The organism is Chryseobacterium daeguense DSM 19388, from assembly GCF_000430825.1.
GTDB classification, from domain to species: Bacteria; Bacteroidota; Bacteroidia; order Flavobacteriales; family Weeksellaceae; genus Chryseobacterium; species Chryseobacterium daeguense.
The window spans coordinates 1-20,893 of sequence record NZ_AUMT01000010.1; the positions used below are offsets into that span (position 1 = coordinate 1).

The 20,893-nt window shown below is 37.0% G+C and carries 21 protein-coding genes, 3 tRNA genes and 1 riboswitch; of the genes, 9 read left to right on the forward strand and 15 right to left on the reverse strand.

The genetic code is table 11. The features are described 5' to 3' along the window. Positions 1–240 (reverse strand): transposase (locus H560_RS23775; protein ID WP_155845007.1); only part of this gene is annotated, 240 nt, incomplete at its 3' end. Between the two features lie 137 nt (positions 241–377). Between H560_RS23775 and H560_RS23595 the strand changes: the two genes are divergently transcribed. Both H560_RS23595 and H560_RS0112495 read left to right on the forward strand, forming a co-directional pair. Then, entirely contained in the window at positions 378–512 is a 135-nt protein-coding gene (locus H560_RS23595) for a hypothetical protein (protein WP_262486278.1), read from the forward strand. Between the two features lie 6 nt (positions 513–518). After that, positions 519–1,016: a hypothetical protein gene (locus tag H560_RS0112495; RefSeq protein ID WP_027380360.1), complete on the forward strand. Its 498-nt coding sequence runs from the start codon at positions 519–521 to the stop codon at positions 1,014–1,016. Positions 1,017–1,065: 49 nt separating this feature from the next. Here the strand turns inward: H560_RS0112495 and H560_RS0112500 are convergent, their stop codons facing one another. The 3 genes from H560_RS0112500 to H560_RS0112510 form a co-directional block, all read right to left on the reverse strand. Further along, positions 1,066–1,518 carry a hypothetical protein gene (locus tag H560_RS0112500; RefSeq protein WP_027380361.1) on the reverse strand — a complete coding sequence of 151 codons (453 nt, stop codon included), beginning with the start codon at positions 1,516–1,518 and terminating at the stop codon, positions 1,066–1,068. Next, positions 1,518–1,898: a RidA family protein gene (locus tag H560_RS0112505; protein ID WP_027380362.1), complete on the reverse strand. Its 381-nt coding sequence runs from the start codon at positions 1,896–1,898 to the stop codon at positions 1,518–1,520. The genes H560_RS0112500 and H560_RS0112505 overlap by 1 nt, the downstream gene beginning before the upstream one ends. A 68-nt stretch (positions 1,899–1,966) precedes the next feature. Beyond that, a complete protein-coding gene (locus tag H560_RS0112510; RefSeq protein WP_027380363.1) occupies positions 1,967–4,555 on the reverse strand; it encodes a putative LPS assembly protein LptD in 2,589 nt (862 codons plus the stop codon). Positions 4,556–4,619: 64 nt separating this feature from the next. Here H560_RS0112510 and H560_RS0112515 point away from each other — a divergent pair, with 64 nt between their 5' ends. The 6 genes from H560_RS0112515 to H560_RS0112540 all read left to right on the forward strand — a co-directional run bounded on the left by H560_RS0112515 (position 4,620) and on the right by H560_RS0112540 (position 6,944). Beyond that, positions 4,620–5,906, forward strand: a complete 1,287-nt coding sequence (locus H560_RS0112515; RefSeq protein ID WP_051289323.1) for an N-acetylmuramoyl-L-alanine amidase family protein — start codon at positions 4,620–4,622, stop codon at positions 5,904–5,906. A gap of 58 nt (positions 5,907–5,964) precedes the next feature. Continuing rightward, positions 5,965–6,039 (forward strand) — tRNA-Glu (locus H560_RS0112520). Positions 6,040–6,050: 11 nt separating this feature from the next. After that, positions 6,051–6,371 (forward strand): hypothetical protein, encoded by a 321-nt coding sequence (locus tag H560_RS0112525; RefSeq protein ID WP_027380365.1) that lies wholly within the window; start codon positions 6,051–6,053, stop codon positions 6,369–6,371. Positions 6,372–6,439: 68 nt separating this feature from the next. After that, positions 6,440–6,694: a 30S ribosomal protein S20 gene (rpsT, locus tag H560_RS0112530; protein WP_027380366.1), complete on the forward strand. Its 255-nt coding sequence runs from the start codon at positions 6,440–6,442 to the stop codon at positions 6,692–6,694. Positions 6,695–6,705: 11 nt separating this feature from the next. After that, positions 6,706–6,777 (forward strand) — tRNA-Glu (locus tag H560_RS0112535). Positions 6,778–6,872: 95 nt separating this feature from the next. Then, positions 6,873–6,944 (forward strand) — tRNA-Glu (locus H560_RS0112540). 280 nt (positions 6,945–7,224) lie between these two features. On the opposite strand, the gene H560_RS21550 is transcribed toward H560_RS0112540, so the two are convergent. The 10 genes from H560_RS21550 to H560_RS0112590 all read right to left on the reverse strand — a co-directional run bounded on the left by H560_RS21550 (position 7,225) and on the right by H560_RS0112590 (position 18,503). Beyond that, entirely contained in the window at positions 7,225–8,865 is a 1,641-nt protein-coding gene (locus H560_RS21550) for a T9SS type A sorting domain-containing protein (protein ID WP_081413972.1), read from the reverse strand. A 35-nt stretch (positions 8,866–8,900) separates the two neighbouring features. Beyond that, positions 8,901–10,097: a hypothetical protein gene (locus H560_RS0112550; protein ID WP_027380367.1), complete on the reverse strand. Its 1,197-nt coding sequence runs from the start codon at positions 10,095–10,097 to the stop codon at positions 8,901–8,903. Positions 10,098–10,110: 13 nt separating this feature from the next. Beyond that, a complete protein-coding gene (locus H560_RS0112555) occupies positions 10,111–11,238 on the reverse strand; it encodes a YncE family protein (protein WP_034752865.1) in 1,128 nt (375 codons plus the stop codon). Between the two features lie 4 nt (positions 11,239–11,242). Beyond that, on the reverse strand, positions 11,243–13,264 hold the full coding sequence (locus H560_RS0112560; protein WP_027380369.1) for a TonB-dependent receptor: 2,022 nt from the start codon (positions 13,262–13,264) through the stop codon (positions 11,243–11,245). Positions 13,265–13,375: 111 nt separating this feature from the next. Next, positions 13,376–13,560: riboswitch (cobalamin riboswitch) on the reverse strand. A gap of 105 nt (positions 13,561–13,665) precedes the next feature. Continuing rightward, positions 13,666–14,340 (reverse strand): superoxide dismutase, encoded by a 675-nt coding sequence (locus H560_RS0112565; protein ID WP_027380370.1) that lies wholly within the window; start codon positions 14,338–14,340, stop codon positions 13,666–13,668. A 105-nt stretch (positions 14,341–14,445) separates the two neighbouring features. Continuing rightward, positions 14,446–15,126 carry an SCO family protein gene (locus tag H560_RS0112570; protein WP_155845005.1) on the reverse strand — a complete coding sequence of 227 codons (681 nt, stop codon included), beginning with the start codon at positions 15,124–15,126 and terminating at the stop codon, positions 14,446–14,448. Further along, on the reverse strand, positions 15,113–15,388 hold the full coding sequence (locus H560_RS0112575; protein ID WP_027380372.1) for a YHS domain-containing protein: 276 nt from the start codon (positions 15,386–15,388) through the stop codon (positions 15,113–15,115). Before H560_RS0112575 ends, H560_RS0112570 begins: the two co-directional genes overlap by 14 nt. Before the next feature lie 132 nt (positions 15,389–15,520). Continuing rightward, positions 15,521–15,880, reverse strand: coding sequence for a hypothetical protein (locus H560_RS0112580; RefSeq protein WP_027380373.1), 360 nt, complete (start codon positions 15,878–15,880; stop codon positions 15,521–15,523). Between the two features lie 204 nt (positions 15,881–16,084). Next, positions 16,085–18,040, reverse strand: a complete 1,956-nt coding sequence (locus H560_RS0112585) for a heavy metal translocating P-type ATPase (RefSeq protein WP_027380374.1) — start codon at positions 18,038–18,040, stop codon at positions 16,085–16,087. A 43-nt stretch (positions 18,041–18,083) separates the two neighbouring features. Further along, positions 18,084–18,503, reverse strand: coding sequence for a Fur family transcriptional regulator (locus tag H560_RS0112590; RefSeq protein ID WP_027380375.1), 420 nt, complete (start codon positions 18,501–18,503; stop codon positions 18,084–18,086). A gap of 121 nt (positions 18,504–18,624) precedes the next feature. On the opposite strand from H560_RS0112590, the gene H560_RS0112595 reads away from it, so the two are divergent. Beyond that, entirely contained in the window at positions 18,625–19,035 is a 411-nt protein-coding gene (locus H560_RS0112595; protein WP_027380376.1) for a type II 3-dehydroquinate dehydratase, read from the forward strand. 125 nt (positions 19,036–19,160) lie between these two features. Here H560_RS0112595 and pckA read toward each other — a convergent pair whose 3' ends face one another. Continuing rightward, positions 19,161–20,780, reverse strand: a complete 1,620-nt coding sequence (gene pckA / locus H560_RS0112600) for a phosphoenolpyruvate carboxykinase (ATP) (protein WP_027380377.1) — start codon at positions 20,778–20,780, stop codon at positions 19,161–19,163. Positions 20,781–20,893: the final 113 nt, after the last annotated feature.

Here is a 20,893-nt window from a genome sequence, read left to right on the forward strand (position 1 = left end):
CTTGGAGAAGATGCCTACCGCCTTTTTTAAGATATCACGTTCAAGCTTTGTTTCTTCCAGTTCTTTGCGAAGTCTCAATAACTCTTCCCTTATTGGATCAGAGGATATTTGTTTTTCCTTGCTAAGTTTACCTTCTTTGTGAAGTTTTCGCCAATTAACGAGACTTTCTTTACAGATCCCAAATTCTTCAGCTACCGAGGATACATTGCCTCGCTGCTCACTTAAAGATACTGCTTGGATCTTAAACTATAGACTGTAATTTTTTCTGATCTTTTTCATACTCTTAAAGATAAAGAGTATAAGAATTGTGTCCTAACAAAGTTAGCAACTCCAGTGAAAGTTATATACAGGCTCCTTTACAAAGAACATTTGAATTAATGAATGCTGCCCAAATTTTTGAAAAAAAAGATAGTAACGGAAATACGATTGATATTAGAAAGCTGGCTAATGACATGCAGAAAAAAATGATTAAAGAATACGAATCAGAAAACAAATTAGAACTACAAAATTAAAACATTATGAAAAAGACAATATTAATACAGTTTCTTCTTTTGATATTTACAATTACACTTGTAAAAGCAAACAATACTACTAATAGACCTCACGATAAGGATTATTTTAAAACTTTTAAAAAGAATGAACAACCTGAAAACGAGCAGTTCAATCTTCTCAATAAAAAATCGGATGAAAAAGCTGTAGCTTACTATGTTATATACAAAGAAAATGCTTTAGGGCAAGGCTTTTACTTCAAAATCACATTAGACAAAAACGAAAAACCAATTGCAACTTATTATGCTGCTGAGAATGGGAAAGCTCTAGATTCATCTACTGTTCATAATTTAAAAAATATTCTTAAAGGAGACCCTACATCAGCAAGACTTGGTCCGGTAACAAGTATAACAGAAACCCCTGCTCAATGTGTTACAAAATGTCATAGAGCAAATAACTGTTACGGACAGCCTACTAATACAGGAGTGTTATTATGCTCACTTGATTGCCAAATTAGCTGTGCCTAAACTTAATTTCATATCCACAAAAAACGCTGCAGATTGCAGCGTTTTTTATTTATGATTTATTCATTTTTTCAGCGATAATTCTTTTCTTTTTCCGTTCATAAATGACTGCCACGATTTTCCCGCCTATCCACGAAAAAGGGAAGAAAGTAAGGAAAATGGAGATTTTATAGAATGTAGGGTGATAAGGAAAAATAATCACATCCAGCATGGCTATAAAAAGCATTATGAAGCCAATAAGAATAGCATAAGCTACTTTAGCATACTTTACAATAATAGCAGTAGCCACACCACCAATAGTAGTGCCTAATCCGGAAATAAAAAGCAAAAAGCCGAAGAAAGCATCATCATGTTGCATGCTTTCAAGAAATCTCTGCCAATGCTCAAACGGAGCAAAGGCATCAAAAGTAACCCATTGCGGAAATACCCTTATACCAAGAGTAATCGTAAGCGCTGCAATCCCGAGCCCTACAATAACCGCGAATGTATTTCTTATAAAGCTCATTAATCCTGATGTGCGATCATTGAAATTTCGATATCAACATTTTTTGGCAGGCAGGAAACCTGTACCGTTTCACGTGCCGGATAGCTTTCTGAATCCAGATAAGAAGCATAAATATCATTCATTACAGCAAAATCATCCATATTCTTAAGGAAGATCGTAGCTTTTACAACATTTTTAAAAGTCATTCCCGCTTCTGTAAGAATTGCTTCAAGGTTTTTCATTACCTGGTGCGTTTCTTTCTCAATTCCTTCCACCAATTTACCTGTAGCAGGATCTACCGGGATCTGCCCGGAGATATACAAAACTCCGTTTGCCATGTTTGCCTGAGAGTAAGGTCCTATAGCTGCAGGAGCATTTACAGTGTTGATTATTTGTTTCATTAGATTTTATTTTGGGTGCAAATATAAAATTTATATTCTATTTATATTCTCAAATATCAAATACAATGCTAGAATGGTGCATTTGGCTGGGTAAAACTTCTGTCCTTATACTTCAGCGCATCACTTAAGATGTTGGCTTTGATACCGATAAAAAAGTCATATACTTTATATTGCCCGAACGGAACCCAGTTAAAATTAATTGTAAAACTTCGCTGATCTCTGGAAAAACCGATCCTTGTATATGCCAATTCTTTGGTCACAAGGTCATAATGCGTGCTTCCGTTGATATTCCAGTATGGGGTAAGCTTTAAGCTTCCGTCCAGACCAATAGACGCAAGTTTCGTAGGCGTTCTGCTGGCAGCGCTTCTTGTGTAGGCGTAGTTGGCATTCACATTTAAAGTCCAGGCCTGATCAAAATGAGCGTAATTATCATCATCAAAATAATAATTTTCATTTCTGATTTCCCCCTTCGACTGATATTTTTTAGCATAATCCGTTTTCTCCCCGAACAATTCGCTGCTCAAAGGATAAGAAAGCTGAACATTGAATCCCTGCACGCTGAAATGCCCGAATTCCTCGGTTCTGATGCCCGCTTCCTGTCCCGGAAGATAAATAATTTTATATGGGTCTAATGACAAGCTGGTATTTACGCTTAATTTATTATCAAAGAAAGAAGACTGCCCGTTCAGTGTAAGAATAGACCATGGGTGATCTTTTGCCGCAAAGTTGTAGCTTCCCGAAAGGTTTAAAGATTCGAAAATCTTAATCTTTCTCACGCCGGTGGAATCTTTCTTTGATTTTACTTTCATTTCGATATTGTTCCCCACGTTGAAGCCTAAAGCTCCTACCATTCCGCTGGACGGGCTTCCGATGATTCCCCCTTCAAAAATTGAATAAGGCGTCAAAGCGCCGTTCGCGTCATAATAATTTCTGTAATACCCGAATTGTGAAGTCCCGAAATCCGGAGAATAAGTAAACCCGATGCTTGGCGTTACCATATGCCTGATTGCCTCAATGGCAGAACCTTTTTTGAAATTAAGCATTCCGTACAAAGTAGTCTGGATACTGGCTGTAGTGGAGAATGTGGAATAGCCCGTTACCCCTTTATCTGTTTCCGTTACTACTTTATTCTGAATAGGGTCATAAAATTTATTAACGGATTTTGTGGTTAAAGCATTATCAATATTAGCTCCTAAGCTGAAAGTAAAATATTTTGCAACGGTAGTATTGGTTCCTAATGCGATATTGTTTTTCAAACCGGTCTGCATTTTTTCCCACATTTCTTTTTTGAAAAGCTCTCCTTCTTCCGTCTGCACAAAGTTGGTAAGGTTGATCCCGGTATTTACCGTTAAATTTTCCAATAAGCCGGATCTTACCCCTGTTTTAGATTTAAACAGATAAAACTGGTTGATGGCAATATTCATCTGCGGAAGACGAAGATCTGCCAGTCCGGTGGCAAAGTTTTGGGAATATGAAGCAGTTCCTGTAATGGTTACCGGTAATTTTAAAAACCTTTTAGTAACCGTAACGGTGGAGTTTTGCTGCGTATTTAATACGTTTTGATTTAAAATATAATTATTGTTCAGTGTATTATTATAAAACTTCGTGCTTACAATATCTACGGATGCGGAGAAAGTAAGGAACGGATTTGCCTTGGTATCCTGCGTGTGTCTCCATGCAATTCTGTAGGTCCCTGTTTTGCTGTAATCATCCAACCCTTTGATCCCACGAACCATGGTACCTACATCCGCCGAGAAATTCCCGGAGTAGCGGTATTTTTTTACATAATTCATTTCAGGACGTAAGTTCCAGCTTCCTTTCGTATAAATATCAGAAAGAATTTTAAGGTCAAAATGTTCCCCGATAGGCTGGTAATACCCTAATCCATTAAGGAAAAAACCAACGTCCTGCCTCTCCCCGAAGCTCGGAATCAAAATACCCGCCGACCGCTTATCCGAGAACGGCAAAATGGCAAACGGCATGATCAAAGGAGTCGGAACCTGCTCAATATACATCTGGATAGGCCCTGAAATGATGGAGGATTTGTTTTTTGTTTTAACCAATTTAATATTGGAAGCCCGTAAATGGTAATCCGCCGCGGTATCTTTTTTCTTAATAAAATAATCGTCTGTAGTATAATTTGCTCTTCTCATTGCAAAGACCGAATCGTTATACTTTTTTGTCTTTTCCGCGACAATTACCCCTTCACTTTCTTCAGTTCTGGCGTTGAATGCAATGGCCTGCTTTGTTTTTGTATTGTATTGAAACTGATCCGTCTCATATTTTTTTCCTGCCTGGGTAATAACAGCCGGTTCAATAATTTTACCCAAAGAATCCTGTTTTCCACGTGCAAACATGAGACTTTTTTCTTCATCAATGGAGATATAATCTGCATCAATCTGTACATCCTGATACTTTACCTGAGCATTTTTGTTCAGATAAATCATTTTTTTCTGGAAATCTCTGCGGTTATAATCTGCTTTTGTCTGAAGCACATCCTCCAGAGATTCTTTTTTCAGAACTATGGTATCGTTTTTGGAAATAGTATCATTAGCCGTATTTTTAGGCAATTTTTCAGGCGTTTCCTGTGCTAAAAAATTGTTAAAAATTAGGATAATTAAAATTTGTAATATATTTTTGGAGACGGTTTTGACCAATTTATTGTTATATTTAATGTATATAATTAAGGCTCAAAATTAATATAATTTTTAAAACTGTAAGATGCACAAAGTAAATTTTAAAATAATTTTATCATTTCTCCTTATACTCCTCGCCAACTTTATTTTTTCGCAAAAGAAATTTACCATCGTTTTAGATGCAGGACACGGGGGAAGTGATCATGGGGCTAACAGAACTTACTCCGATATCGGGAGGGTTGCAGAAAAAGATGTTACGCTGGCCATTACTTTGAAATTAGGCGCAATGCTTGAAAAAAATAAAGATTTTAAAGTAATCTACACAAGAAAAATAGACGAATATCCTTCACTTTCAGACAGAACCAACCTGGCCAACAGGAGTAAAGCAGATCTTTTTGTATCCATCCACTGTAACTCTGCAGTAAGAAATACAGCTTATGGAACAGAAACTTACGTACAGGGGCCGGACCAGAATGACACCAACCTGGAAGTGGCAAAAAGGGAAAACGACGTGATCTTCCTTGACGAAAAAGATAAACAGACGTTTGGTTCTTACGATCCGAGCTCTCCGGAATCCCTAATCGCATTAAAACTCCAGCAGAGCAAATATCTTGAATCCAGCCTTTTGATGGGCGGACTGGTAGAAGACAATTTCGTGAACAAGGACAAAAGATTCTCAAGAGGTGTTTTCCAGAAAAACCTTCACGTTCTTCGTATGAATGCGATGCCTTCGGTTCTTATTGAGACAGGATTTATCAATCATCCGGAAGAAAGTCACTATTTAGCTTCGGACAGAGGGCAGACAGAGATTGCGGAAAGTATCTACAATGCCGTTATTGATTATAAAAAAGCAGTCGACAGAAAATCCGGCGGACCAATAGTAACCAAAAAACCGGAACCGGACAAGCTTGCGGAAGTAGCGCTTAAAAATGATTTCAGAATTCTCTTATTAAGCACTCCTACCAGATACAATACGGGAGATCCGGCTTTGAAAGGTCTAAACTATATTTTACCTATTAAAGAAAACGGACAGTACAAGTATTATTATGGTGTCACCAACCTTGCTTCCGTAAGAGATATCAATATTAAAACAGCAAAAGATGCAGGATTCCGAAATGCTTATGCCGTAGGATTTATGCCAAACCAAAAGCTGAATACGGGCTACTATACCATAGAATTATATGCGGGAGATAAACTGAATGGAAATTCTTTCATTCTGCAAACTTTAAAAGATGTAGAAAGAAATAAGGAAAACGGAGTATTCTATTATACGTATGGAAAAATTTACACTTTGGAGGATGCAGTAAAGCTTCAGAAAGACATTGATGCCAAGGGAATCAAGAACACTGTAATCCAAAAAGTTTTTAAATAACTCTAAAAATAATTTTGAAGTTAAAAAGTTAATTATTACTTTTGCAACCTCAAAATTTGGCCTATTCGTCTAGTGGTTAGGACTCAAGATTTTCATTCTTGCAACAGGGGTTCGATTCCCCTATAGGCTACCAAATTTCATATCATGCCGGATTTAAAAATACAAGAAGCGAAATTGCTTTTTAAGAAAATCCACTCTAACCCAAAAAGTTACGATTTAAAGATCAATGAAGATGGGATTACAGGCAGAGATGACAAAATAAGTTTCAGACTTTACAGGACCGGAGAAAGGGTCGCTTTTGAAGTAACGATTGACGGACTTACCTTCACCAATACCACTGGAGAATGGAACAACGCAATGGTCATGCTCACGGGCACGATCAATAAATTAGAAAGAGAAGAAGAAAATTTTAAAATAGAACAGGCAATAGATAAACTCCGAAAGTATTTATCAGAAGAAAATTAAAATTTTTTCAAGGATAAATTTGGTAGATAAAAAAAAAGTTTTTACTTTTGCACTCACATTTGAACGATATGGCAAATCATAAATCAGCATTAAAAAGAATTAGACAAAACGAAGCTAGAAAACTTCGTAACAGATACTACCACAAGACTGCTAGAACAGCAATGAAAGTGTTAAGAAATGAAGAGGATAAAGCTGCTGCTTCTGAGCAGTTGCCAAAAGTTATCTCTTTGTTGGATAAATTAGCTAAGAAAAATATTATCCACAAAAACAAAGCTGCTAACTTAAAAAGCAAATTAACTAAGCACGTTAATAAACTAGCTTAATAAGTATAGTTGGCCCGTTCGTCTATCGGTTAGGACCTCAGATTTTCATTCTGGTAAGAGGGGTTCGATTCCCCTACGGGCTACAAATTAATCACTAATCTAACCGGTGATTGATATAAGAGTTGCAACTTATAAAAACAAAAAACTAACACATTAATTTAATTAATGGAAGACAGATGGCCCGTTCGTCTATCGGTTAGGACCTCAGATTTTCATTCTGGTAAGAGGGGTTCGATTCCCCTACGGGCTACTTAAAAGAGATTCATTTTTTGAATCTCTTTTTTTATTTCTCTTTGTTGTGAATTAGCCTTTTCAGAAATATATCATTCCATTAGGTAAACGGGATTCTATATAAACAATTGCCATTATTTTAAAACATTATAATAAGGCTAATTAATCACTGATCACATTATTATTACAGTACACTTAAATCATTCAGTATTAAATTACCATTATTATTCAGCCTGTTCAAAAAAATAAAAAAACCTCCACCAAAGGTGAAGGTCAAAACAAAATAGGATATACTAAGATTAGTTTTTAATCAATTTCTGCTGATATACTGCTTTATCAGTTTTTGCAATTAAAATGTATATTCCTTTAGGAAGCATACTTACATTAATCTGTCCATTACTGAACGGCGCATTAACTATTTTACCAGACATATCATATACAGAAACGGTTAAAATCTTCTCCTGAGTTCGGATGTTGACAATATCGGTTGCTGGATTTGGATAAATACTAAATTCAAGTTTTTTAACTTCTGAAGTTGCTAATACTGAAGTTGAGCTTGCTATCTCCAACGTTTTTTCTACTACTCTGCCATTAGAATTGAATCCGATCACAATACTTGCCGAACCATTTCCCTGAGGTGTAAGTACCAGTTCGTCATTTGAATTTATTACAGCAGAAACAATCGAAGAATTGGTATTGGACCTTACAGATTTCACCACCGCTGCAGCAAGATTATCGGTATCAGAAATAACGGATTTTAAATCAATTACCGTCACCGTATTTACATTAACCTGGGTTGGGAAAGTATTATTCACAACTGGCAATGTATTATCAGGGAAAACAGCCATTGCCGGAAACCAGTAGTAATCGTCAAGCTTTTTTGTATTAGTTAAAACTCCACTATTATTATAGGTATGGATCCAGTTATTTAGATAGTGTGCTCCGAAGCCACTTTCTGTGGTATTCAGAATTAACTCATCGGTTGTAGGGCTTACTTTTAAAGCTGCTCCGTAAGGAATCTGCTTGTATGTTCCAGTCTGTCCGGGAATGACGGCAAAATTTTCATTAAAAGTCTTTGATGTCACATCAAATTTCACAATCTGCGTTCCTGAAACGAAGCTGTTTACAGAATTAATCCAGTATAAAGTATTATTCTGACTGCTTGCTGTAAAGCTGCCTGCGTTCCAGGCTCCCCACGAACCTAAGTATTTTGTGGTAGGAATGTTATATACAGTCATTGCAAAAGTCGTAGGATGGATATTTACCAGCTTCTGGTCCTGAATAGCCCATACACTTCCATCTTTCGCCTGAACAATTGAGTGAAAAGATCCGGCAATAGTAGTAACTACAGCATCAGTATTTGGATTAATAACCAAAATACCTGCTGCCTGCTTCACTGCGAAAACATATTGTGAAGTTCTGATCATATTCCCAATCTGCCCTGCATACTGGCTCCCGCCACCGGTAGTCGGAATAAGAGTTCCCACCTGCATATTATCAATATCGAAGGTATAAATTCCATTGGAAGCACCGATGTAGCCCTTGTGTTCATTAACTCCGACAAAAGATCTGCCGTCTCCCCCGCCGATATTGTTAAATCCGGCAATTTTCTGCATTGTCTGTGCATTGGCAACTACTAATCTGCCACCCGGTGTATATTGCGTATCACCACCGTCTGCCGCTTGTTTGGAAATAAAATAAAATTTATTACCGTAGATCGTACCATACTGTGTTGTAGCTCCGAAAGCCTGATTGTTATTGACATTGCTGTACACTCTGTAATTAACTGTACCATTATTATTAATGAAATTTACAGAACCGTTGGTATGACCAAACCATTCTTCATTCACCATAAAATAGCCGTCCGTAAAACTTCCCGTCTGTGCATTTGTAAAAGATGCCGACAGAAAAAGCATTGTTAAAAGATAAATCTTTCTCATTTTAATTAAATTGTATAAATATTTATTGTTGAATTTTAATTAAGGTATAAATCATAAGCTCCCGCAACCTCCGTAGAAACTTCACCTACCCAGCCTGCTTCCTGGTTAACCCCGGTATAGACTTTCACGAAATCGATTCCCGGAAGCTTTACATATTTTCCCGCCTTATCCACTGCCCAGGCAATATCAATATTGGAAGCCTCGTCGTTATTCGGGGCATTATCGGCATACCCGAAGTCATAAGATTTCCCTACCCAATAAGCTCCCGTTCCGCTTTGATCACTAAAATTATCCTGAAGCTTTGTTCCGGTAAAACTGTAAGAAGTATCACCAAGCCACAATGGATAGTAGCTTTGCGCATGGAAGGTATTCTTTGTTTTATATCCTGAATTCCCGAGATTATCCTGCCATTTTATATACTCAATATCAGTCTGCCAAAACTCACTTCCTGGAACGGGAGGTTTGCTTTCATTGGGTTTGAAGTATGTGATGCTGTAATCTTTTACTGTTGTATTTTTAAAATATTCGCTTCCGGCAATTTCATACCATTCATTATCATCCGGCTTTCCGTTTTTGTTCCGGTCATAAGCTACCATGATGATTCCGGGCTCACATGATCCGGAACGCGGCTGGCTGGCATCATTTCCCCAGAATGCATTTCCTAAAATCTTAAAATCTTTCCCATTCATATTCGGAATTGTATGGTCAAAACCAAAAACAACATATCCTCCGAAACCACCCAGGGTCAGCATAGAAGAGCTTCCTCCTACTAAAGATTCTTTTGCCTTTTGGAGCATCTGGCTGTAAGAATTTCCGGGTTCATACTCAGGGATTTCGTTCAAAAACTGGCCAACTGCCGGACGAAAATCAAAAACATCCGAAATATACTTGCTGTATGTCCCTGCTTCCTGCTTTACAATGATTTTGGAATTAAATGTTCTTGTAGAACCGTTAGCTTCTATTTTTAGCGTTAAAGGATAAGTTTTTGCCACCGGACTTATAAAATCCAGCTGAGAATCCTGGGAAATAATAGAATCATTGATGCTCCATGTAAAATTTCCACCTGTTTTGGTATCAATATTCAGAACTTTGAAGCGTTCAACCGTATAAGATTCTTCCAATCCTTTAAAATTAAATTCTTCTTCATCAACCTCATTTTTACAGCTGTTTAACCCAGTCATAACGGCTAAGAAAACTGCTGCAGTTGTAATTTTTAAGATATTTTTATTCATATTAAAATTTATTTTATTTGTATAAAAAAGTGAAATGTGCCGGTATATTTCCTCCTTCGGTTTTCCATTTGAAATGTCCGTTTTTATCAAAGCAATAAACATATCCTGTTGAAACATAATTTCTGGCATCGGTAATGTAAATATCTTCCGTAATAGGATTTACAGCCATTCCATAAGGAGTTTTGATAAGGTCTACATATTGCTGGTCGATAACTGTATTAGAAATAATCTGCTCGGTTTTTACATCAATAATCCCGAAAGATTTTTTGTAAGAATGGGTATTATAATTGAATTCATTTCCAAAATAATAAAGCTTGTCGTTCACTATTGTCATTTCACTTACCGAAACGTGAAAATCTTTTTTCACCGTTCCTGTTATCGCATCAATTACGAATAAGCTTGATGGAACGTTGTAATAATCCCCTCTTGAGCTCACATAAAGATCGCCGTAAGTGTCTTTTTCTATTCTGTGAAGGTTAATGGCAAGGTCTATTTTCTTAGTCTCAGTAAAGGAATTCAGATCAACTACAGAAACTGTTTTATCATAATTTGGAAATTTGTAGCCCCCGGAATTCGCAACAAATAACCTGTCTCCGATAATTTCCATTTCTTCAGGCTGATAACCTACAACCGCTGATCTTTGAATTGTTAAAGAAGCAGTATCAATTTCGACCACTTTTCCCAAAGGTGCATTCGGATCTAAAACCACCGGGCCTGCATAGCTTGAAGCATAGGCTTTTCCGTTACTAAACTTGATATATCTGCAGTTTTCAAGGTTAATGGTTTTAATTTTTTTAGCCGTTTTTGCATCCAAAACTTCTATTTTGTTGGACACATTAATCACTGCATACAGCTTATTTCCATAAATCTGAATATCATTTCCCACGTCACCAAGTTCTTTAATAACATTAGGATTGATTTGTGCATAAATATTCCGGTGATAGGTTCCTGTAGTATAATCAAAGAAATCCAGGGTGGCTTTATTGCTGCCCATATTTCCTTCGTTTAAGAGATAAAAACCTTTGATAGCCGTGTTTTCCGGTGGTGCAAGTCCGGATTCTGTTTCTTCGCGGGTAATATACTCGTCTGTTCTGCATGAGATCAGCGAAAAAAAGATAAAATAATGAAACAATAGTTTAATTTTTTCATAATGTAAAACTGACAATGAGTTTAAAAGTTCTTCCGGGCATCGGATAATTCAAAACAACATCATAATATTGATTGAAAATATTATTGACCTCAAAACTGGCTTTGAACTGATGAGATTTCCAGTTAATTTTTCTTTGAACCGACAAATCATGGGTATACCAAGGCTGGATATAATTGTATTGAATATTATTCTGGTTTACATCGTAGCGCTCTCCAACATAGATAAAGCTGTAATTGAAGCTCCAGTTTCTGTAATCAGACATTAGGGAAAAAGTACCGCTGTGCCATGGCGTGTAAGGAATCTGGTGCCCGAAATAAGACTCTTCCCGATCCGAAAAATCTCTTGCCCGCTGGAAAGTGTAGTTTAATAATGGTCTTATTTTAACGTTTCCAACTTTTACATCAGCCTGAATATTAACATCGGTTCCGATAATTTCTACATTTCCGAGATTTAACATAGTCCATCTGAACATACTGCCGTTCGGGGCGGCAATAATTTTGTTCTCAACTTTATTAAAATAACCGTCTATTTTGGCAGAAATTTTTTCGAAAACTTTATTTGGAAATGTCCTGGAATAGGTAAACCCGAGGTTATATTGGTTTGTAAATTCCGGTTTCAAAGAAGTATTGCCGATCATTGTATAATAGAGATCATTAAAAGTCGGCATCCTGAAAATTCTTTTATAAAAAGCCCGTACTGTAAAATCTTTTGAAGCAAAAGGCTGATAACTCAGGAAGGCGGCCGGTGTCCACTCTGTCCTGTCCGGTGATTTTGAGTTTTTCTCAACATTTTCAGCAACAAATGTCCCTAAAAAACTTCCTAAAAACTTCAGCCGTTTCCATTGATAGGTCGTTGCAAAAGCCGCTAAAGTGGTATAACGGGCAGGGTAAGAAAAATTAACCAAATCCGCATCAAGATTATTATACTGAAAATCTACACTTGCACTTACATCCCAATCCGGGGTGATGGAATATAAATTAGATGAAGACACATACAGCTCCCGCTGAATATATTGATTCTGAATTTTTATGGACGATACGGTATCAATATAATGGGTATAATCATAAGCGAATTTGGCTTTGATCTGAGTTTCTAATTTTGGGAATATTTTTTTCTTAAGGCTCACCTGTACGAAATAATTTTCATCAACCTGCCTTTGGCCCCTTCCATCAAAACGGTTATTGACGATCGCAGCAGGAATTCCCCGGTTTGAAAGATAACCGTAGCCCCCCACATTCCAGCTACCGTTATGGAGTGTTCCATTCAGGCTTGTTTCAAAACGTTTTGCATGAATATCAGAATCAAATCTTTTTGCAACAGTATCGTAAGCCACTTCCCCGTCCGGATATTTTTTCCTGTAACGGTATTTGTAAACTCCGTCACTCTGAATGAATTCTGAACTAAAACTTGCAGAAATATGTTCTGAAATTTTCTGTTCTAACCGGAAAGAAGGATTAAATAAATCAATAGAACTGTTTTTAAACCTTACAACCAGATTTGTTTTTTTATTTCCTTTAAAAACCGGAATTTTTGGCTGCAGATAAATAGAACCCGACGACCCGAAATCCTTTGCAGGCTGAAATATTTCACTTTTCTGCCCATTGTACAAAGAAATTTCCTCAAGATCATCCAAAGAATACCTTCCAAGATCTACAACACCATTCTGAGCATTTCCTATTTGAATTCCATCATAAAAAACTCCTACATGCTGGCTTCCCATACTTCGGATATTGATGGTTTTTAATCCGCCAATCCCACCATAATCTTTAATCTGAACCCCGGAGAAATACCGCAGCGCATCTGCAACCGACTGGCTGTTTAACCTTTCCAGCTCTTCACCGGACAAAACCTGCGCGGGAAGGATTTCTTTAAAATTTTTCTTGTTGATATGAACAGGAATGATGGTCTGCTCCTTAATTGTATCTTTTTTAACCTGGGTATAAAAAAATGATGCTGTTAACACAAAAAATGTGAAAACAACCTTATGAAGTTGAGATGTAAAAAATGTTGTCACCATTAGCTCTTTCAGAATAATGATGACGCTAATGGATATAAGAATACAACGACAAAGCACAGTCATAAACCGCACAGAATCATTGATGTCCTAAGCTTTATTCCACGAAAGCGTCAAACGTTAAATCTTCTGGCAGGTCTTCTGACTTACTCCATTTTTGAAATCCTTCCCATTAAAAAACAGTGGATATTATCTTCAAAAACTTTTTTGTGGAGCTTACAGCAGCGGGTCTGTTCCGGATTTTCACCGGATTCCCTTTTAAGCGCTTTTTACGGCTCACCAGATTCCGGCAAAGATAGAAAATAAATCACAGAATCAAAATCCTGTTAAAAAATGATTTTTAGACAATAAAAACGGCAACTCTTAGAACAAGAATCGCCTTTTTATTATTTACAGCTAAAATTTTACTTTTTGCTTAAAGCTTCATCATATCTTCTGCTGATTTCCTTCCAGTTGGTAACATTCCAGATAGCGGTAAGATAATCTGCTCTTTTGTTTTGATATTTAAGATAATAGGCGTGTTCCCAAACATCAATCCCAAAAATCGGAGTTCCTTTTTCCTCTACCACATCCATCAGAGGATTATCCTGATTCGGTGTGGAAGAAACAAACAGTTTTCCATTTTTATCCACAGACAGCCAGGCCCATCCGGAACCGAAACGGTCTGCACCAGCTTTGCTCATCTTCTCCTTAAAACCATCCATACTTCCGAAGGCATCATTAATAGCTTTCGCTAATTTTGCAGAAAGCTGCGTATTCTTTTCCGGGGTAAGTACAGTCCAGAATAATTCGTGATTATAGTGACCTCCCGCATTGTTTCTTACTGCTGCAGGCAGCTTTGAAACATTCGACATGATCTGAAACAAGGTCTGTTTTTCCTGTGGTGTTCCGGCAATTGCCTTATTCAGATTGCTTACATACGCTGCAGCATGTTTTGAATAATGGATTTCCATGGTTTGGGCATCAATATTACCCTCCAATGCATTGTAAGCATAAGGTAAAGGAGTCTGCTTGAACTGCGCAAATGCAAACTGCGCCGCTAATACTGCACTTAAAGCAGCAATTTTCATAATCTTCATAACGTTTTGTTTTTAGTGGTTATAATTTTTGGCTGGAAGATTGAAGTCAGATCTGGAAGTTTTAATATTGTATAAAAAACTTCAGGCCTCCATTTTCCAGCCACTTTATTTCAATAATTTTTTTATATCCTCAATCAATATTTCCCTGTCAGGATGATATTTCCCGGTGAGCTTCGGCGTTTTCCCTTCCGGATCTTCATAATTAAGTCCTGAATAATAAAGAATAGGCATATTTTCCTTGTTGTACCTGCATCTGATATTACCTTCTTTATCTACAAGGGCAATCATCCCGCTGTGGTTAAGGCTTTCGCTCTCATCTTCCTTATCGCCAACATAAATATTAAACTGGTCGGCAATTTTACCGATATAATCCCTGTCGCCAGTGAGAAAATGCCAGTTTGGAGATTTGACGCCAATCTTTTTTGCGTGTTCCTTTAAAGCTTGCGGCGTATCGTTTTCAGGATCAATACTTATGGAAATGATCCCGAAATCCTCATTATTGATTTCATTTTCTATTGCTCTCATGTTCGAATTCATTACCGGACAGATCGTAGGGCATCTGCTGAAGAAAAACTCCACCAGATAGACTTTTCCGAGCATATCTTTATTGGAAATTTTCCTGTTGTTTTGATCCGTAAGCTGAAAATCCGGGACTTTCATCACAGTATAAAGGTTCTTTTTAAAATATCCCATCCCGACACCGATACCCAAAAACAGCAGCGCAATTACCACAATCGGAATAATTACTTTAGCTTTTGCATTGTTTGCATTCTTATTTTTGGGCATACTTCTCAGGATTTTTTTTGAATTCGTCTTTACAATAGCTACTGCAAAAACCGTACGTTTTATTTTTATACACCGCCGTATCTTTAGTGTATTCATCCGTTTTCATGTGACAAATAGGATCTTCTTCATTCACAACCTTTACATTTTTTATCGTTGATTTTGAAGAGTGTATATGGCTTTTGTGCTTTACTTTAGGCGTTTCCTGCGCACAGGACAACAGTGATACTGACAGAAATGCTGTCAAAAAAATTCTTGATTTCATTTTAGCTTAAATTGAAATTAATAATAATGTTTAGAAATAATGAAGAGTTGTAAGCTAAATTTTAATTTAGGTTTAAAGCAACTCACAGAAAAAAATGATGTTATTGAAATAACAACTTAGTTTAAATAAAATTTAAGCTAACGGAGGATGGAATATCCTTGCAAAATATTCTGAGGTATGGAAACTAACGGTTTCCGTATTTATATTTTTGGTAAGAATTTCAGCCTGGATTTCCGGAAAAGAAAAAACTTCATGGGATAAAAATACATCCAGCCCTGCAATTTTTATATTCTGATTATTGTTGGATTGCTTTTCTGTCTTCGAAAGCTCTTTTTCAAGGTAGCATTTTCCTTTACAGGTAGATTGTGGAGTATTTCTGTTTTCACACAGGTTTTTTACGATATAATCATAGTTTACCGCATAGTTTACCAATGGCAAAACCGGACGCAGTGCAATGGTAAAAATAACAAATATGGAAATGAAAAACTTCAATTATCAATTCTGTCCTACAAATATACTACTCAAATTCTTTTTACGATTCATTCATGATGAAAGTCAGGTATAATTTTATGGGTAAGTAGGTTTTCCCACAGATTGCACAGATTTTCACAGATGATTGCGCATATTAATTTATAAGAAATAAACGTGAAAATCTGTGCAATCTGTGGGAATATTAAATTTGATATTTCGAGTCCATCAAAACTTCATTTTCTGAATTCTGACCGCGTTTAAAATAGCCAATAAAGCAACACCCACATCGGCAAAAACAGCTTCCCACATGGTGGCGATTCCCCCTGCTCCAAGTATGAGCACAACACCTTTTACAGCAAAAGCAAGCACAATATTCTGCCAGACTATTTTTTTAGTTTGCTTTCCGATATTGATGGCCATGGGAATTTTAATCGGCATATCATCCTGAATTACAACATCCGCTGTTTCTATCGTGGCATCGCTTCCCAGCCCGCCCATTGCAATTCCGGCATCACTTAGGGCCACTACGGGTGCATCATTCACACCATCTCCTACGAAAGCCACCGATTGGTTTTTTACTTTTATTTCTTTTACCTTATTCACTTTATCTTCGGGAAGGAGGTCTCCGTAAGCGTTTTCAATTCCTAATGTGTCGGCTACATATTTTACAACAGAGGTTTTATCACCACTCAGCATGGTGGTCTTTACATTTAAAGATTTTAATCTGTTAATGGTCAACTGTGCATCCGGCTTAATGGAGTCCGCAATGGTAAGATATCCCGCAAACTCCTTATCATAAGCAATAGCGATTACAGTGTAAACGATGCTTTCAGGTTTTATATCATAAGTAATACTGAATGCATCCATCAGTTTAAAGTTCCCTACCAGTAACTCTTTCCCGCTGATTTCTGCCTTTAATCCCTGCCCTGCAATTTCCTCCACATTTTTTAATTCAATGGAATGATCAATTTCACCCACAAAATCATGAATAGCCGTAGCTACGGGATGCGAGCTTTTGCTTTCCAGTGCATTGACCAACTTTAAAATATTATTTTTATCAAATTGATCTTTAAAATTAACTTCCTGAACCTTGAAAACACCTTCTGTCATGGTTCCTGTTTTATCCATAACTACATTTTGAACATTGGCCAGAACATCCAGGAAATTACTTCCTTTAAATAAAATACCGTTTCGGCTCCCTGCCCCGATACCTCCAAAATATCCAAGCGGAATAGAAATAACCAAGGCACAGGGGCAGGAAATTACAAGGAAAATCAATGCACGATACAACCAGCTTCTAAACTCGTATTCTTCAACGAAAAAATAAGGTAAGAAGGTAATTCCAATAGCAAGCAATACCACTATTGGTGTATATATTTTTGCAAATTTCCTGATGAAAAGCTCTGTCGGAGCCTTTTGAGCGGTGGCATTTTGTACTAATTCCAAAATTTTGCTCAGTTTACTGTCTTTGTAAGCGGCCGTTACTTTGACTTGGCTCACGGTGTTTAAATTGATCATTCCGGCCAAAACAGGCGCACCTTTCATCTTTGTATCCGGCTTACTTTCTCCTGTAAGCGCTGCGGTATTGAACGAAGCTTTTTCTGATAACAACTCACCGTCCAATCCTAACTTTTCACCTGATTTTAGTTGAATAATTTCTCCGACTCCTACTGTTTCCGCTTTTACCGTTTGTGGTTTCCCGTTTTTTAAAATGGTAACTTCATCGGGCCTCTGATCCAATAAAGATTTGATATTTCTTTTTGCTCTGGATACCGCCATCGCCTGAAAAACTTCCCCAACAGAATAAAAAAGCATCACCGCTACCCCTTCCGGATATTCCCCAATGGCAAAAGCGCCAATGGTGGCAATTCCCATTAAAAAAAACTCTGAAAATACATCACCATGAATGATACTTTCATAAGCTTCCTTCAAAACTGGCAGGCCGACTGGTGCATAAGCAATTAAATACCAGACCAAACGGATCCAGCCGGTAAACCAGTCGGGTTTTATATAATTATCCAGAATAATTCCCAATAACAACAAAGCAAAAGAGATAATTGCCGGAAGAAACATCTGAAATGCAGATTTCCCTTCCGTTTCATGAGAATGGTCGTGATCATGACCTTCATGATTATGATTGTGCTGTTCTTTTTTCGGTTTTGTACTGCAACATTCTTCCATAACTTAAATTTTAATCAAAATTAGGCCAAAACCGGATGCAATACTATTGCAAACTTTCAAGACAGTTTTCGCAGATGCCTTTAGCAAAAAGCCGTATTTCGTCAATCCTGAAATTGGTCCGAATATTTTCCGGGAAAGAAATATCTTCTCTGCAGGTTGTCTGTTTGCAGATCTTGCAGTAAAAATGGAGATGCCAGTCTTTGTGCGTGCGTTCATCACAGCCGTCATGACAAAGCTTATATTTTGTAGTTGTATTTTCCTGGATACTGTGAACAATTCCTTTTTCTTCAAAAGTTTTTAATGTCCTGTAAATCGTTGTGCGGTCGGCATTTTCAAAATAATTTTCAATTTCAGACAATGACAATGCGGCTTCCTGTGAACTCAAAAAATCATACACCAAAATCCTCATGCTTGTGGGTTTTGTATTTTTATCGATCAGCTTATTTTCAATGTCTTTTTTCATACCTCAGGAGCTTGATGTAATATTCTATCAAAGTTAGCAGTTTTCTTTTAGAGATAAATTTAAAGAGAAGATAAACTTTTAATTATATCAAAATAACACGGAAATGTTTTAATTTTAGCCCATGAAAGTTTTAATAGTAAACGGCCCCAATTTAAACCTGTTAGGAACAAGAGAGCCCGAAATTTACGGGACAATTTCAATGGAAGATTATCTGGAAAATTTGAAATCCGGATTTCCTTCTCATGAAATACATTACTATCAGTCTAATGTGGAAGGAGAAATTATCAACCGTCTTCAGGAAGATGATTTTGATGCTCTGGTGATCAACCCGGGAGCTTTTACTCATTATTCTTATGCCATTGCGGATTGTTTAAAAAATATTCAAAAACCGAAAATTGAAGTTCATATCAGCAATATTTACAAAAGAGAAGAATTTCGGCAGAAATCTGTAACGGCAGCGAATACGGATGCCGTTTTATCCGGTTTCGGAATGGAAGGATACAGATTGGCAATTTTGAGCTTTAAATCCTAAATAATTATTGACCACAGATTTTCACAAATTTGCACAGATTCTATATGCAAACATCTGTGTTGATCTGAGAAAGTCTGTGGTTAATTAAAATAAAATCCTCATCGCTTTGATGAGGATTTCTATTTTTAGTTTGTTGTTTGTTGTTGTAACTGAGGCCCGGAAGGAATTAATTTTTTACCTTCTTCCGTATTACAATACTGATCAAAATTTTTGATATATTTTGCAGCAAGATCTTTTGCTTTCTCTTCCCATTCTGCTACGTCATTGTACGTATTTCTTGGATCTAAAATACCCTCAGAAACGTTTGGTAACTCTGTAGGAATTTCAAGATTCATGATTGGAATTCTTGTTTTCGGAGCATTTTCGATGGAACCGTCAATAATGGCATCAATGATCGCTCTTGTATCTTTAAGAGAAATTCTTTTACCTGTACCATTCCAGCCTGTGTTTACAAGATAGGCTTTTGCACCGTGCTCTTTCATTTTTCCGATCAATGTTTTAGAATACATTGTTGGGTGTAATGTTAAGAATGCTTCACCGAATGCAGGTGAGAATGACGGCTGAGGCTCCGTAATTCCTCTTTCAGTTCCTGCTAATTTTGAAGTGTAACCGCAAAGGAAGTGATATTGTGCCTGATCTTCATCCAAAACAGAAACCGGAGGCAATACTCCAAATGCATCTGCGGAAAGGTAAACAATTTTTTTTGCATGACCTGCTTTTGAAGGCAGAACAATTTTGTTAATATGATAGATAGGATAAGATACTCTTGTATTTTCTGTGATAGATCCGTCTGTATAATCAGCAATACCGTTGTTTACCACAACATTTTCAAGAAGCGCATCTCTTTTGATTGCTCTGAAAATATCCGGCTCTTTTTCAGCAGAAAGATCAATCACTTTTGCATAACAGCCACCTTCATAGTTGAATACGCCATTGTTATCCCAGCCGTGCTCGTCATCACCGATCAGGTATCTTTTCGGGTCAGCAGACAAAGTTGTTTTTCCTGTTCCGGAAAGTCCGAAGAAAAGGGCTACATCTCCCTCTTCACCTACATTGGCAGAACAATGCATAGAAGCCATGCCTTTTAATGGAAGATAATAATTCATCATGGCAAACATTCCTTTCTTCATTTCTCCGCCGTACCATGTTCCTCCTATGATCTGAAGCTTTTCAGTAAGGTTAAACATCACGAAATTTTCAGAGTTTAATCCCTGAGCTTCCCAGTTCGGGTTTGTAGTTTTGGAACCGTTGATCACTGTGAAATCCGGTTCCCCGAAGTTTTCCAGCTCATAGTGAGAAGGGCGGATGAACATATTCGTAACGAAATGCGCCTGCCACGCTACTTCAACGATGAACCTTACTTTCAGTCTGGTATCTATATTTGTTCCGCAGAAAGCATCTACCACATAGATTTTTTTAGCTGCAGAAAGTTGGTTCAGCACTAATTCTTTACAAGACGTAAAAGTTTCCGGAGTTGTAGGTAAGTTTACTTTACCATCCCAAAAAATAGTGTCTTTTGTAACATCATCCTGAACAATATATCTGTCTTTAGGTGAACGACCTGTGAAAATTCCTGTTTTTACTGATACTGCACCAGATTCCGTAAGCTCAGCTTTCTCAAAGCCCTGATTTTCAGGAGAAACTTCAGCCTGATACAACTCTTCATAAGAAGGATTATATACGACTTCATAGTTTCCTTTAATCCCTAATTTTTCTAAATCCTGGATGATTTTAGCGTGTTTCATTTTACTTATATTTTCTATTTCTTTTTTTAAGTCCAACAAAATTAATATTAATTAATTGTTAAAGGTGGTTTAAATATAATGATATAAGTCAGAATGGCAAATAAAAAAACAAG